This window comes from Micromonospora sp. CMU55-4 (genome assembly GCF_011602315.1).
Lineage (GTDB): Bacteria > Actinomycetota > Actinomycetes > Mycobacteriales > Micromonosporaceae > Micromonospora > Micromonospora chalcea.
Window position 1 is genome coordinate 255,089 of sequence record NZ_JAAOLH010000006.1, and the last position, 14,345, is coordinate 269,433.

Consider the following 14,345-nt stretch of genomic DNA (forward strand, 5'->3'; position numbering starts at 1 on the left):
TCAGGCGAGCGGCTCCCCCGAGACGGCGGTCAGGACGACGAGCGGGATCTGCCGCCCGAAGCCGGCGGCCCGTTCGGCGTAGCGTCCCACGTTCGGCTTGCGCGCCACGACGTGCGCGAACAGCTCCGGGTCGCGCTCGCCGTCGGTCACCCGCGCCCGCACCGGGACCGTCCTGCGCCGCAGGACGATCCAGCACAGTTCGTGGTGACGCGCGTTGACCACCCAGGCGGGGTCCTTGGGGCCGCCGCCCTTGGAGCCGACGACCACCAGATCCTTCCCGTACGGCACGTAGGGCAGCGCCGCGTCGCGCAGTTCCCCGGAGCGACGGCCCACAGTCGTCAGCAGCAGCGTCGGGTGGTACGGGAACCTGCCCGCCAGCGCGTACTGCAACGACACGAGCGAGAACCCGGTCCGTCGCACGAGGAACCGGTCGAACGCCATCCCGCGCGGCCCGCGGATGACGATCAGCCACGACCGGCCGTACGAGGCGAACGACCTCGTCTCCGCGCCGATCCGTCGGCTCACCGCGCACGCGCCAGCAGCGGCGACAGCGTCTCGGCGACGTCGGCGACGTCGTCGATGCCCCGGACCACCTCGACGAGCCGCTCCTGCGTGTCCGCGTCGAGGATCCCGTCGCAGAACGAGGCCAGCTTGCCGGTCACGAAGTCCCAGTCCGCCCGCGTCGTGTCGTCCCACGGGTCGCCCTGGGCGAAGTCCGACTCGACCACGTACTCCCGGCCGCCGGCCCGGATCGTCAGCGCGCCCCGCGTCCGGCGGATCTGGCCGCCCGGGTGTTCCCTGAGGTCGGCCTCCCACTCCGCGTCGAGCACCGGGTCGGGCGCCGTCGTGATCCGGCGCGCCAGGTCCCACACCGCCGGGTCGGCCAGCCGCTCGGGGCCGTACCACTGCGGTCCCGGCGCGTGCCCGAGCAGCGCCAGCGCCGCGGCGTACGGCATGTTGAAGGCGCCGTCCAGCGGCGCGACGGCGGTGTCCGGGATCCGCGGGGCCGGCTCCCGGAACTGCAACGTCCGGTAGGCCGCCGGGCTCAGCCGGATCTCCATGGACTCGATCTGCGACACCGGCACCCCGTGGGTGCCCGGGAACGCGCGGATCGCGTCGAGCGCCGCGTGGGTGAAACGGCACGTCGGGTACGGCTTGAGCGACGTCTCGGTGATCCACCACTTCGACCCCAGGCCGGCGACCATCTCGTGCCGCTCGCCGCCGAGGAAGCCCATCGCCTCGATGAAGCCCGGGGTGCGGTCCAGCACGTCCAGGTCGCCGGTGTAGCCCTCCTCGGCCAGCGCCGCGCCGAGCATCCCGGCGTGCGCGATCGCGCCGTACGGGCCGTACTTGAACGCGTTGAACGAGCGCCGCTCGGCCATGTAGGAGTTCTTCGCCGGCGGGGCCAGCCAGGCGACCAGGCCGAGCGCGTGGGTCAGCCGCTCCGGCTCCCAGCCGCCGACGACAGCGCACGCCGCGGCCGCGCCCATCGAGGCGTACCCGTGCGACGACAGCGGCGACCAGCGGAACTGGCCGTCCTCGAAGGCCATGAGCGAGGTCGACAGGTTCAGCCGCGCGTTGATCTCGAACGCGATGATGCTCGCGCGCAGCAGGCTCGCCCCGTCGGCGTGCAGCCGCTCGGCCTCCGCCAGACCGGCCGCGACGCCGAACACCGCGAAGTGCGCCGAGTTGAAGAACGTGTCGTCGGCGTCCAGCGCGTTCATCATGTCCGCGTTGGCGTGCGCGGCGTTGATCGCCGCGACCCGCTGCTCCAGCCCGAACACGGTCGCCTCGGCCGGGCCGCCGAACCGGGCGGCGACCCGCTGGACCATGCGGCTGCGCCGCAACCGCACCGCCGCCAGCCCGCAGACGAGCGAGTCGAGCAGGACGAGCCGGCCGTAGTCGCGTACCGACTCGGGGATCTCCTCGTCGCGGGTCGTCGCGAACCGCGCCAGCAGTTGCGTCCGGGTCGGTTCCGTCGTTCCGGTCACCGTTCAGCCCACCCTTCCGGGCGCGAGGAGCCGGTTGCCCTGCGCGTCGCGCGGCAGCGGCACGGGGATCGCCGCGAGCAGCTTCTTCGTGTACTCCTGCCGCGGGTTGGCGAAGATCTGGTCCGTCGTGTCCGTCTCCACCACCTCACCTGCGGCCATCACCATGACCCGGTCGGCGATGACCTCGACGAGGGCCAGGTCGTGACAGACGAACAGGTACGCCAGACCCAGCTCCTCCTGCAGGTCCCGGAGCAGGTTGAGCACCTGCGCCCGCACCGACACGTCGAGCGCCGCGACCGGCTCGTCGCACACGATGAGGCTCGGCTTCATCGTCAGCGCCCGGGCGATCGCGACCCGCTGCAACTGCCCGCCGGACAGCTCGGCCGGGTACCGCTCCAGGTAGCGCGAGCCGATGCCGACCTTGTCGAGCAGCTCGACGGCTTCCTTCTCCCGCGTGGCCCGGTCCTTGTCGGTGTGCACGAGGAGAGGCTCGGCGACCGCGTCCCTGATCGTCATCCGCGGGTCGAGCGAGCTGTACGGATCCTGGAAGATCATCTGCATCCGCTGGCGCAGCGCGCGCAGTTGCTTCGGCTTCGTGGCCAGTACGTCGATCCCGTCGAAGGTCACCGAGCCGGAGTCCGGCTCGATGAGGCGCAGCACCATGCGCCCGACCGTGGACTTGCCCGCGCCGGACTCGCCGACGACGGCGAGGCACTCGCCGCGCTCCAGGGTGAAGCTCACCCCCTTGACCGCGTTCAACCATTTCGTACGCCGGCCGAGCCAGTCCCGGCCGGCGCTGAACGACTTCGTGAGGTTCTCGACTTCGAGCAGGCTCATCAGACCGTCACTCCATCCAGAGAGAGCTCCGCGGCCCGCACGCACCGCGCATGGTGCTCGGCGGCGCCGTCGAGACGGACCAGGCCGGGGTGGGCCACGTCGCACCGGCCCGGCACGGCGAACTCGCACCGGCTGCTGAACCGGCACCCGTGCGGCCAGGCGCCCGGCGCCGGGATGCCACCGGGGATCGCGCGCAACCGCCGGTCGGTGCTCAGGCCCGGCTTCGGGATCGAGCCGATCAGGCCGGACGTGTAGGGGTGCCGCGGGTGGAAGAACAACTGCTCCGAGGGCGCGTTCTCGGCCACCTCGCCGGCGTACATGACCACGACGTCCCGGCACAGCTCGGCCACCACCGCGAGGTCGTGGCTGACGAACAGCAGCGCCACCCCGGTCTGCTCCTGCAGGTCGCGCAGCAGTTCGAGGATCCGTTCCTGCACCGTCACGTCGAGCGCCGTCGTCGGCTCGTCGGCGATGAGCAGGCGCGGGTTGCACGCCATGACCATCGCGATCATGACGCGCTGGCACATGCCGCCGGAGAACGCGTGCGGGTAGTCGTCGATCCGCTGCGCCGCCCGCGGGATCTGCACCATGTCGAGCATCTCGACGGCACGGGCCCGGGCTTGCTTGCGGTTCATGCCCAGGTGCTTGCGCACCGACTCGGCGATCTGGTCCCCGACCGTGTACGCCGGGTTGAGGCTGCGGATCGGCTGCTGGAAGATCATGCCCATGCCCGGGCCGCGCAGGTCCCGCCACTGCTTCTGGGTGCCCGCGGTGAGATCCACGCCGTCGAAGACGATCCGGCCCGAGGCGATCCGTCCTCCGGTCGCCCCGGTCAGGCCCATCACCGCGATGGAGGTCACCGTCTTGCCCGACCCGGACTCGCCGACCAGGGCCATCGAACCGCCCGGCTTGAGCGAGAACGAGACGTCCTGGACGGTCGTCTGCCAGCCGCCCGAGGGCGAGGGGAACTCGACGCTCAGGTTCTCCACGCGCAGCAGGTCCGCCGTTCCGCCGGTGGCGTCGGTCCTGGTGCCGGCGGGCGCCGTTTCACGTGCCATGTCAGCTCCTGGTGGTTGCCGGACGGTCAGTTGCCCGAGCGGGTGCGCACGAGGGCGCGACGGACGCCGTCACCGACGTAGGTGAAGGCGAGGACGGCGAGGAAGATCATCACGCCGGGCGGCCACACGAGGTACGGCGCGAGGCGCATGTTCGACGAGGCCGTCGAGAGCATCGAGCCCCAGCTGGCCGCGGGGGCCTGGACGCCCAGCCCGAGGAAGCTCAGGCTCGCCTCGGCCGCGACGGCGGTACCAAGCGACACCGAGATGACGAGGATGATCGGCGGCAGCACGTTGGGCAGCACATGCCGCACCGCGATCCGCAGGGTGCTGCAGCCCAGGGCGATCGAGGCCTCGATGTAGGTCTCGTGCCGCACGTCCATCGTGCCGGCGCGGGCCACCCGGAAGAAGCGCGGGGCCATGACCAGGCCGATGGCGAGCATCGCGTTGGTGATGCCGGCGCCGAGGACCGCGACGATGGTGATGGCCAGCACGAGCGACGGGGCGCTCATCAGCGCGTCCATGATGCGGGTCAGGATCGCGTCGACCCAGCCGCCGCGGTAGCCCGCGATCATGCCGAGCGGCAGACCGAGGACGAGCGCGACGGCCGCGGCCTGCAGCGCCGCCCACAGCGAGACCCGCGCGCCGAAGATGAGCCGGCTCAGCACGTCCCGGCCGTAGTCGTCGGTCCCCAGCCAGTGCTCGGCGTTCGGCGGCCGGAGCCGCAGCAACAGGTTCTGCACGTCGGGGTCGTACGGTGCCAGGGCCGGGGCGAAGATCGCGATGAAGGTCAGCACGAGCAGGAAGACGCCGGCCGCGATCGTCGCGGGGCGGCGCACGATGCTCTTGAGGATGCCGGGGGCGGCGACCGGCTCCGGTTCGCCCGTGCCGATGGCCGCCGCCGGCACCTCGGCGAGGCCCGAGTCGTTCCCCGGCGCCGGAGCCGAGGGGGTCTGGTTGGCGCTCATGACCGCACCTTCGGGTTGAAGTAGCCGTAGGAGATGTCGACGATGAGGTTGACGAGCACGACGACAGTCGTGCTGAACAGGACGAAGCCGAGCAGCACCGGGATGTCACGGCCCTGCACCGCCTCGATCGCGGTACGACCGAGGCCCGGCATGTTGTAGATCATCTCGATGGTCACCGACCCGGCGAGGACCTCCGCGACGCGGAAGCCGAGGACGGTGACGACGGGGATGCACGCGTTCTTCAGGGAGTGCTTGAACACCACGCTGGATCGCGACAGTCCCTTGGCCTCGGCGTTGAGGACGTAGTCGGACTTCATGACCTGCCCGAGCGCCGAGCGGAGTTGCAGGGTCACCTCGGCCGCGGGTAGCAGGCCGAGGGCGATGCCCGGCAGGACGAGGTGCGACAGCCACGGCCAGAAGCCGTCGGCCAGCGGCTGGTAGCCGAACGCCGGAAACATCTGCAGGCCCACCGCGAAGACCGAGGCGAGCACGAGGCCGAACCAGAAGCCCGGGATGGCGATCGCGATCGAGGCGAGCCCGTTGACGAACCGGTCGACGATGCCGCCGGAGCGCAGCGTGGCCACGAGGGCGAGGGTGGCCCCGAGCACGACGGCGAAGATCATCGCGACGAGCACCAGCGACATCGTCGTGGCCATTCGCCGCGTCAGCAGCTCGATGACTGTCTGATCGGACAGGAAGGACGTGCCGAGGTCGCCGCGCAGGACGTCGCCGACCCACATGGCGTAGCGCACCAGGACCGGAGCGTTGAGGTTGAGTTCCTCGCGGATCGCCTCGACACGTTCCGGGGTCGGCTCGTCGCCGGCCAGGACGACGGCCGGGTCGCCCGGAGCGAGTTCGATCAGGGCGAAGACGAGCAGCGGGACGACGAACAGCAGGGGTATTGCCGCGAGCAAGCGCCTGCTGGCGTAGCGGATCATGTCCTACCTCGACTCTGAGCGTGTGCCTGGGACTGCGCCTCGCACGGCCTGGTGCCGGCAAGGCCGGTGGTGTCGCCGCCGGCCCCCGCCGCAGCGGGTGGTCCGGCGGCGACGCCACCGGTGGTCAGGAGCGACCGGTTACTTCTTGACGGCGATGTGGCGCAGGTCCCAGATGCCGATGTTCGACATCGGGATGTTGTCGGTGCCGACGATGTTCGCCTTCGAGACGTTCGCGTTGGTCTGGTTGCACAGCGGCACGAACCAGGCCTGCTCGAGCGTCGTCTTCCAGATGTCCTGGTACAGCGGGGCCCGCTTGTCCATCGGCAGCGTGGGGTTGGCGGCCTCGGCCGCCTTGTCCGCGATGAGCGAGGGGTCCGCGGCGAGCTTGTACGTGTTCAGCATGTAGGTGTTCACCGTCGCCGCCGGGTCGGCCTTCGGGCTCCACGACGTGCCGACCATCAGCTCGAAGTCGCCGGCGATGAAGCGCGGCTCGTTCTCGGTGTTGGGCACGGGGTTGAGCGTCGCGTCGACGCCGGCGGCCCGCAGGGACGCCTGCACGACGTTTGCCGGCTGCTCGGCGTTCGTGCCCGCGGCGAAGGTGACCGACACCTTGGCGCCGCCGGCCTGCTGCACGAGGGCCTTGGCCTTGTCCACGCTGAACTCGTACGGGTAGGTGTAGCTCGGGATGCGGCTCGGGTCCGTCTCCGGCACGACCTGGCGGGTCGGCGTGCAGTAGCCGCTGAAGAGCGCGCTGATCGCCTCCGGGTCGACCGCGTGGGCGATCGCCTGGCGGACCTCCGGCTTGACGAGGTCGCCCTTGTTGGCGCGCAGGTAGATGCCGACGACGTTCTTGAACTTCACCTGGTGCTGCTGGAGACCGCTGCCCGGGGTGACGATCTTCTCCACCGTGGCGATCTCGCCGGCCGAGCTGAGCGGGGCCAGGTCGACCTGGCCGCTCTGCAGGCCGTTGAGGCGGGCGGCGGCGTCGGGCACGCGCTGCAGCTCGATGCCGCCGAGACGGCCGACGTTCGGGTCCCAGTAGTTGTCGGCCCGCTTGAGGACGAGCTTCTCCTGGGGGACGAGCTGGGTGGCGATGTACGGGCCGGACCCGGCGGTACCGGGATTGTTCTTGATGTCGGCGCCGTCCTTGATCGCCTTCGGGCTGACCATCATGCCGGCCGTGCCGGTGAAGGACGCGGGCAGCTGGACGCCCTTGCCCTTGACCAGCTTGAGGCGCGCGGTCGTCGCGTCGACGACCTCGACCGACTCGATGTCGGCGAGGTCGCTCTTGAGGGTCGAGCCCTCGAGCGTCTTGCCGCGCTCGATGTTGACCTTGACGGCCTCGGCGTCGAACGGCGTGCCGTCGTGGAACTTCACGTCGTCCCGGAGCTTGAGTTCCAGGACGCTGCCGTCCTCGACGAAGTTCCACTCCTTGGCCAGGCCCGGCACGATCTTGTCGTCCTTGTCCAGCATGGTCAGCCGGTCCCAGACGAGGAACAGGTAGCCCCACGCGCCGTAGCTCGTCTGCAGGGCCGGGTCGAGGTCGCGCAACGGACCCGCCGACGCGAACTTGAGCACTGCCGACGTGTCGATCTCGCCCTGCGCGGCGCTGCTGCCGCTGCCGGAGTTGTCCGGCGAGCTGCAGCCGGCCAGGGCGAGAGCCCCGATGCTGATCAACGCGACCACACGTTTGCGGGCCGTTATGGTGACGCCCATTCTCATCCTTCCTAAACACGAGCCGAGTCGTTCCGGCTGATCAGAGGTGGTGTTGTCCCTTCCGGCCGCTGCCGGGTGGGATCCGTGGGTCGCTGACGGCCTTCGGAGCTGTGGTGGTGGCCGGCGTCTCAGCCCTCCGCGGAGAGGATCAGTGCACTGGTGGGAACGCCGACGCCCGCCGTCACCAGGACGTTGCGGACGCCGTCGGGCTGGTTGGTCGAGGTGCCCCGGACGAGGCGGACGCCCTCCGCGACACCGTTCGTGCCGTGCAGGTAGGCCTCGCCGATCTGGCCGCCGTGGGTGTTCGTCGGCAGCGAGCCGGTGACCTCCAGGTTGCCGTCGGCGATGAAGTCCTTGGCCTCACCGCGACCGCAGAAGCCGTACTCCTCGAGCTGGTTGAGCACGTACGGCGTGAAGTGGTCGTAGAGGATCGCCGCGTCCATGTCGGCGGGACCGAGCCCCGACTGGGCCCACAACTGCCGGGCGCAGAGCTCGACCTCGGGGATCCGGGTCAGGTCCTCGCGGTAGTAGCTGACCATCTGGTACTGGTCCGGTCCCAGGCCCTGGGCCGCGCCCCGGATGTAGACCGGGGTGACGGGCAGGTCCTTGGCGCGTTCGGCGCTGACGACGACCATCGCCTGGCCGCCGTCGGTCTCCTGGCAGCAGTCGAACAGGTGCAGCGGCTCGGCGATCCAGCGCGAGGCCTGGTGCTCCTCGAGCGTGAGCGGCTTGCCGTAGAACCACGCCCTGGGGTTGTTCGCGGCGTGCTTGCGGGCGAGCACCGCCACCCGGCCGTAGTCCTCGCTGGTCGCGCCGTACGTGTGCATGTAGCGGCGGGCGAACATCGCGGTGTGCTGGGCCGGGGTGAGCAGGCCGTACGGGTTGACCCAGGAGCGGTACTCGTTGTCCGAGGTGGCCTGGGTCTTCGCCGGCGGAGGTCCCTGCCCGAAGCGGACGCCGGAGCGCTCGTTGAAGGCGCGGTACGCCACGACGACGTCGGCGATCCCGCTCGCGACGGCCATGGCGGCCTGCTGGACCGGGGCGCAGGCACCGCCGCCGCCGTAGGGGATCCGGGAGAAGAACTTCAGCTCCGGGATGCCCAGGCTGCGGGCGACCATGTTCTCCGGGTTGGTCTCCATGGTGAAGGTCGTCATGCCGTCGACGTCGGCTGGGCTCAGGCCCGCGTCGGCCAGGGCGGCCGAGACGGCCTCGACGGCCAGCTGCAGCTCGCTGCGGCCGGAGTTCTTCGAGAACTCCGTCGCGCCGATGCCGACGACAGCGGTGCGACCCGACAGGAAGGTGGACGTCACGTCACTGCTCCGATCCGCGGGGCAGGCGCACTGTCACCTCGGAGACGACGTGCCCGCCCTTGCTGTTCATGCCACGCACCGCGACGCGCACGGTGTCCTCCTCGACGCCGACGACCTCACCGGTCAGCCGCATCACGTCACCCGGGAAGTTCGGCACCCCGAGGCGGGTGCTCAGGCGCACCATGCGCGCGGCGGGGCCGGCCCAGTCGGTGACGTAGCGGCCGACGAGCCCGTTGGTGTGGTTGATGCTCATGTACGTGTCGGGGGTGCCGCGACGCTGGGCCTGGGCCGGGTCGTGGTGCACGTCCTCGTAGTCGCGGGTCGCGAGCGCGCCGGCGACGATGACGGTCCGGGTCAGCGGGATCTCCAGCTCCGGCAGCGTGTCGCCGGGGCTCACCTGCTCGATGGTGATCTGCGTGCTCACAGCTGCTCCCCCTCGCCCACGAGGTCCGCGAGCTGCTGCAGGTGCCAGGCTCCGGAGCCGGCGGTGTTGGCAAGCTGCGTGGTCCAGAGCATGTAACGGTGGATCGGATAGGTGACGTCGGCGCCCATGCCGCCGTGCACGTGCTGCACGGTGCGCGCGACGCGGTCGCCCGCCTCGGCGGCCCAGTACTTCGCGACGTGCACCGCCGCCCGGGACGGCCGCCCGGTCGTCTCGCGCCAGAGCGCGTTGAGGTAGGTGACCTCCATCGCCTCGGTGTCGATGTGGCAGTCGGCGAGCTGGTGGGCGACGGCCTGGAAGGTCGCGATCGGCACACCGAACTGCTCACGGCCCGAGGTGTAGTCGGCGGCCTGGCGTACGGCGGCCTGGCTGACGCCGCTCTGCAGAGCCGCCACCGCGGTCCAGACCTGGCGCAGCAACCAGTCGAACCGGTCGTCCTCGGGGCCCTCGGCGAGCAGCGCCGCGGCGGCGTCCTCGAAGTGAACGTCGGAGGCGAGTCCACGGTCGGTGCGCTCGAACGTGTCCCGGCGTACCCCGGGTCCGGCGGTCGGCACGAGGTACAGCCCGACCGCGCCCGCCTCGTCGGTGGCCGGGACGACGATCGCGTCGGCGAGGTGCGCCGAGCGGACGCCGACGGCGGTGCCGCTCAGGGTGACCCCGTCACCGCCGGGCTCGGCGCCGGACCGCGCGCGGACGCGGGCGCCGTACGGCCGGGCGTCGGTCAGGTCGTCGACGGCCACGGTGAGGACCGCGTCTCCGGCGGCCACGCGAGGCAGCCACTCGGCCTGTTGCTTGGCGTTGCCGTAGCGCAGCAGCGGCAGGACGCCGCCGACGAGGGTCTCCCACAGCGGGACGGTGCCGAGCGTGCGGCCCTGTTCGACGAAGACCCCGGCGATCTCCCACAGGCCCAGCCCGGCGCCGCCGTGCTCCTCGGGCACGGGCAGCCCGAGGATGCCGGACTCGGCCAGGTCGCGGTACAGGACGCGGTCGAAGCGGTCCGGCCCGGCCTCGATGTCGAAGAGCCGCTGCGGGTCGCCGTTGCGCGAGAACACGTCGCGCGCCAGGTCGTTGACCGTGACCTGTTCCTCGGCGAGCTGGAAGTCCATCAGTTCCCTTCCTCTTCTGTGGGCTCCGATGCGGAGGTCGCGGCCCGGAAACGCGGCAGCGTGAGGTTCTCGTCGTAGTCGAGCCAGTCGACCTGCACGGGCATGCCGATCTCGACCTCGCCGGCGTCCCCGACGAAGTCGGCGACCAGACGGGTGCCCTCTTCGAGGTCGACGAGCACGACGGTGAGCGGGTAGTCGTACCCGGGCGCCTTCGGGTGGTGGCTGACGACGTAGCTGTGCACGGTGCCCCGGCCGCTCGCCTCCACCTCGTGCCACGCGTACGAGTGGCAGGAGGGGCAGATCGGGCCGGGCGGGTGGCGCAGCGTGCCGCAGTCGGTGCAGGCCTGGATGACGAGGCGACGCTGCGCGGCGGCGGCGAACCAGAACGCGTTGTCGCGCAGGATGAACGGCTTGTGCCGCAGCGCCGGGTCGGCGGCGGCCGGCGCCGCGGGCTTGGCGCCGGACGGGTCGAAGCGCAGGATGCGGAAGCGCTGGCGGGCCACGACCTCGTCGTTCTGGTCGGTGTAGGTGCGCAGCGTCGTGATGAAGTGGCCGGTGCCCAGGCCGGTGGTCTTGCGCGGGGAGACGTCCTCGATGACAGTGGTCATCTTGATCTCGTCGCCCAGGCGCAGCTCGCGCACGTACTCGTGCTCGTCGTTCGTCGCGACGACCCCGACGAAGCCGGCGTCGGCGAGCAGCGCGAGCAGCCGGGCCATCGGGGTGTCCGGCGCGGCGCCCGCGGCGGCGGCCGTGTGGGCCTTGTAGCCGACCATGAGCCAGGTGGACAGCATCGGCGGCGGGGCGACGACGCCCTCGCGGCCGGTGTCCCGGGCGGCCCGGTCGTCGACGTAGACGGGGTTCTCGTCGCCCATCGCCTCGACGAAGTGCCGGATCATCGCCTGGTTGACGGCGTCCTGGGCGTAGCGGGTGGGCGTGGCCTCGAGGCCGACGAACTCGCGCAGACGGGCGAGGAAGGCGTCCTGGTCGGTGGCTTCGGAGGCGGGGGCCTGCGTCGTGGTGCTCATGCGGAACGCCCCTTCCTCGGCATGCCGAGACCGGCGACCGCGATCATGTCGCGCAGCACCTCGTTGGTGCCGCCGCCGAAGGTGTTGATGTAGGAGCCGCGGGTGTACGCCTCCAGCTGTCCGCCGAGGACGGCGTCCGGCGCGCCGGCGCGCCGGGTCGCGCGGGGACCGACGACGGAGACGAGGTTGCGGCAGACCCGGTCGTGGGTCTCCGTGCCGTAGACCTTGGCGACCGACGCGGCGGCGGGCGCCGGGTTCTGGCCCTCCCCCACGACGGCGATCTTCCAGTTGAGCAGGCGCATCGCGGTCAGCTCGGCGTAGTCGCGGGACAGTTCCGTGCGCACCCACGGCTTGTCCAGGACGCGGTTGCCGTCGGTGTCGGGCTCGGCGGCCCAGGCGGCGACGTCGGTCCACAGCTGCTCGGTGCGCCCGCCCATCGCGGCCAGGCCCACCCGCTCGTGACCGAGCTGGCCGGTGATGAGGCGCCAGCCGCCGTTGACCTCGCCGACGAGGGCTTCGGGGCCGACGCGTACGTCCTCGTAGTAGGAGGCGTTGGTGTGGGTGATGCCGCTGGTGGCGATCGGCGTGCAGCTGAAGCCCGGGTCCGACGTCGGCACGATGAGGATGGTGATGCCCTTGTGCTTCGGGGCGGCGGGGTCGGTGCGCACGGCCATCCAGACGAAGTCGGCCTGGCTGACACCGCTGGTGAACACCTTCTGGCCGTTGATGACCCAGCCACCGTCGGGCGTCGCCTCGGCCCGGGCGCTCAGCGAGGCGAGGTCGGTGCCGGAGCCCGGCTCGCTGTAGCCGATGGCGAAGATGACGTCGCCGGTCAGCATGCCCGGCAGGTAGGCGCGCTTCTGCTCCTCGGTGCCGTAGCGCATCAGCATCGGGCCGATGTTGTTGATGGTGACGAAGGGGAACGGCGCCTGGGCGCGGTTGATCTCGTCGAAGAGGATGTACTGGTCGATCGCCGGGCGGCCCTGGCCGCCGTACTCCGTGGGCCAGCCGAGTCCGAGCAGGCCGTCCTTGCCGATCTGACGGATGATCTCGCGGTAGGCCGGGCGGTCCTCGTTGGTGCCGCCGAGCGCCTCGCGGACCTCGGGCGTGAGCAGGCGCGCGAAGTAGGCTCGCAGCTCCCTGCTCAGCTCTCGCTGCTCGGGCGTGTACTCCAGGTACATGGATGTTCCTCATTCTCGGGGCGTGGGCGCCAGTCGGTGTGCCGGGCGGGCCGGCAGGTCAGGGGGCCGGCAGGAGCGCGGCACGTCCGTTGTCGGCGAACTGCTTCTCGAGGTCCCGGACGTCCGCCTCGGTCAGCGGGCGGTACGCGGTGGACGCGCCGTCGCGGACCCAGACGGGGTCGGTCGTGACCCAGGCGGTACGGCGCAGGATCTGCTTGGCGACCTTGCCGTTGCCGGTGCTGGGGATCTGGTCGACGATCCGCACGAAGCGGGGCCGCCACTTGGTGCCGAGGTCGGCCTGCTCGTCGAGGAAGGCGGTGAACGCCTCGGGGTCGAAGGTGGCGCCGCTGCGCAGCTGGATCACGCACATGACCTGGTCGCCGGTACGCGGGTCGGGCACGGCGAAGACGGGGGCGACCGCCACCCGGTCCCAGCGCTCGATGATCCGCTCGGCGGGGCCGGCCGCGAAGTTCTCGCTGTCGACGCGGATCCAGTCCGAGGAGCGGCCGGCGAAGTAGAAGTAGCCGTCGGCGTCGCGGTAGGCCAGGTCCCCGGACCAGAAGTCCTCGCCGCGGACCCGCTCGGCGGCGGCCTCGGGGTTCTTGTAGTAGCCCTCGAACTTCGCCGCCATGCCGACGCCGACGAGCTGGCCGATGGCCTCGTCGGCGTTGAGCAGCCGCCCGGTCCCGTCGAGCCGGGCCGGCGGGCACTCCAGCCCGGTCTCCTCGTTCATGACCTTGATCTCGGCGCCGGCGACGGCCACACCGAGCGCCTCGGCGGGCGTCTCGGGGGTGCGGTTGATCCGCATGACGCCCTCGCTGGAGCCGTAGCCCTCGGAGATGACGACACCGAAGCGCTCGGCGAAGCGGGCGATGTCGGCGGCCGAGGCCTCGGTTCCGACGGCGCGCCGCAGCGTGCTCGTCGCGTCGCGGGGGTCGACCGGCCGGGCCAGGATGTAGGCCAGTGCCCGGCCGACGTAGTTGAAGTAGGTGACGCCGTGCTCGTGCACGTCGCGTACGAAGCCGGACGCGGAGAACCTGCGGACCATGCAGATCGTCGCGCCGCAGACCATGGCGGGGCCGAGGTTGAGCATGACGGCGTTGCCGTGGAACAGCGGCATCGCCAGGTAGCTGACCGAGTCGCGGGTCAGCTCGGTGCGGGCCAGCAGCGCCTCGGAGACCGCGGCGAGGCGCCCGTGGGAGCAGATGACCGCCTTGGGGGCGCCGGTCGAGCCGGAGGAGAACATGAGCAGCAGGTTGGCGCGCGGGTCGACCTCGTCGGTGGGTACCGGCGCGCCGGCGTGCCGGGCCAGCCAGGCGGCGTACTCCGGGGAGTCGATGTTGCGCACCTGCCCGGCGGGGATGCCCAGGTCGAGCCCGTCGACGAGGCCGGCGAGGCGGTCCTCGGTGAGGAGCAGGTCGGTGTCGGTGTGCCGCACGTCGTGGGCCAGCTCGGCGCCACGCCGGGTCGGGTTGATCCCGACCACTGTGGCGCCGGCCAGCGCGGCGGCACAGATCCAGTACACGTAGTCGGGGGTGTTCTCCAGGAGCAGCCCGATGTGCAGTGGCCTGCCGTCGGGCCGGGGCACGTCGTCCAGTGCCGCGGCCCGGTCGGCGGCCTCCTGCACGATCCGGCCCCAGGTGATGGTGCGGCCTTCGAAGAGCAGGCCGGGGTGGTCGTCGCCCGTGCGTGCCCGCACGATGTCGGCGAAGACGGCGGGTCCCGAGTTTCGGGCCACCGGGGCCTGAGTCGTCATTGACGTTTGCTCCGTCTCGT

General features: G+C 71.3%; 13 protein-coding genes. All 13 read right to left on the minus strand.

The window, feature by feature from the left end:
• The 13 genes from HA073_RS13715 to HA073_RS13775 all read right to left on the minus strand — a co-directional run bounded on the left by HA073_RS13715 (nucleotide 1) and on the right by HA073_RS13775 (nucleotide 14,325).
• Nucleotides 1-525, minus strand: coding sequence for a nitroreductase/quinone reductase family protein (locus HA073_RS13715; RefSeq protein WP_051611044.1), 525 nt, complete (start codon nucleotides 523-525; stop codon nucleotides 1-3).
• Nucleotides 522-1,991: an MmgE/PrpD family protein gene (locus HA073_RS13720; RefSeq protein ID WP_166456558.1), complete on the minus strand. Its 1,470-nt coding sequence runs from the start codon at nucleotides 1,989-1,991 to the stop codon at nucleotides 522-524. Before HA073_RS13720 ends, HA073_RS13715 begins: the two co-directional genes overlap by 4 nt.
• A 3-nt stretch (nucleotides 1,992-1,994) precedes the next feature.
• On the minus strand, nucleotides 1,995-2,828 hold the full coding sequence (locus HA073_RS13725; RefSeq protein ID WP_166456559.1) for an ABC transporter ATP-binding protein: 834 nt from the start codon (nucleotides 2,826-2,828) through the stop codon (nucleotides 1,995-1,997).
• Nucleotides 2,828-3,886 (minus strand): ABC transporter ATP-binding protein, encoded by a 1,059-nt coding sequence (locus HA073_RS13730; protein ID WP_064446347.1) that lies wholly within the window; start codon nucleotides 3,884-3,886, stop codon nucleotides 2,828-2,830. The genes HA073_RS13725 and HA073_RS13730 overlap by 1 nt, the downstream gene beginning before the upstream one ends.
• A gap of 26 nt (nucleotides 3,887-3,912) precedes the next feature.
• A complete protein-coding gene (locus HA073_RS13735; protein ID WP_043324834.1) occupies nucleotides 3,913-4,851 on the minus strand; it encodes an ABC transporter permease in 939 nt (312 codons plus the stop codon).
• Complete coding sequence (locus HA073_RS13740; protein ID WP_043324835.1) at nucleotides 4,848-5,789, minus strand: ABC transporter permease; 942 nt, start codon at nucleotides 5,787-5,789, stop codon at nucleotides 4,848-4,850. The genes HA073_RS13735 and HA073_RS13740 overlap by 4 nt, the downstream gene beginning before the upstream one ends.
• Nucleotides 5,790-5,927: 138 nt before the next feature.
• Entirely contained in the window at nucleotides 5,928-7,505 is a 1,578-nt protein-coding gene (locus HA073_RS13745; protein WP_166456560.1) for an ABC transporter substrate-binding protein, read from the minus strand.
• 128 nt (nucleotides 7,506-7,633) lie between these two features.
• On the minus strand, nucleotides 7,634-8,815 hold the full coding sequence (locus HA073_RS13750) for a lipid-transfer protein (RefSeq protein ID WP_043324837.1): 1,182 nt from the start codon (nucleotides 8,813-8,815) through the stop codon (nucleotides 7,634-7,636).
• Nucleotide 8,816: 1 nt separating this feature from the next.
• Entirely contained in the window at nucleotides 8,817-9,239 is a 423-nt protein-coding gene (locus HA073_RS13755) for a MaoC/PaaZ C-terminal domain-containing protein (RefSeq protein WP_223201125.1), read from the minus strand.
• Nucleotides 9,236-10,363, minus strand: a complete 1,128-nt coding sequence (locus HA073_RS13760; protein ID WP_166456561.1) for an acyl-CoA dehydrogenase family protein — start codon at nucleotides 10,361-10,363, stop codon at nucleotides 9,236-9,238. Before HA073_RS13760 ends, HA073_RS13755 begins: the two co-directional genes overlap by 4 nt.
• Nucleotides 10,363-11,388 (minus strand): bifunctional MaoC family dehydratase N-terminal/OB-fold nucleic acid binding domain-containing protein, encoded by a 1,026-nt coding sequence (locus tag HA073_RS13765; protein WP_069090069.1) that lies wholly within the window; start codon nucleotides 11,386-11,388, stop codon nucleotides 10,363-10,365. The genes HA073_RS13760 and HA073_RS13765 overlap by 1 nt, the downstream gene beginning before the upstream one ends.
• A complete protein-coding gene (locus HA073_RS13770) occupies nucleotides 11,385-12,569 on the minus strand; it encodes an acyl-CoA dehydrogenase family protein (RefSeq protein WP_166456562.1) in 1,185 nt (394 codons plus the stop codon). The genes HA073_RS13765 and HA073_RS13770 overlap by 4 nt, the downstream gene beginning before the upstream one ends.
• Before the next feature lie 58 nt (nucleotides 12,570-12,627).
• Entirely contained in the window at nucleotides 12,628-14,325 is a 1,698-nt protein-coding gene (locus HA073_RS13775; RefSeq protein ID WP_069090067.1) for an AMP-binding protein, read from the minus strand.
• Between the last annotated feature and the right edge of the window lie 20 nt (nucleotides 14,326-14,345).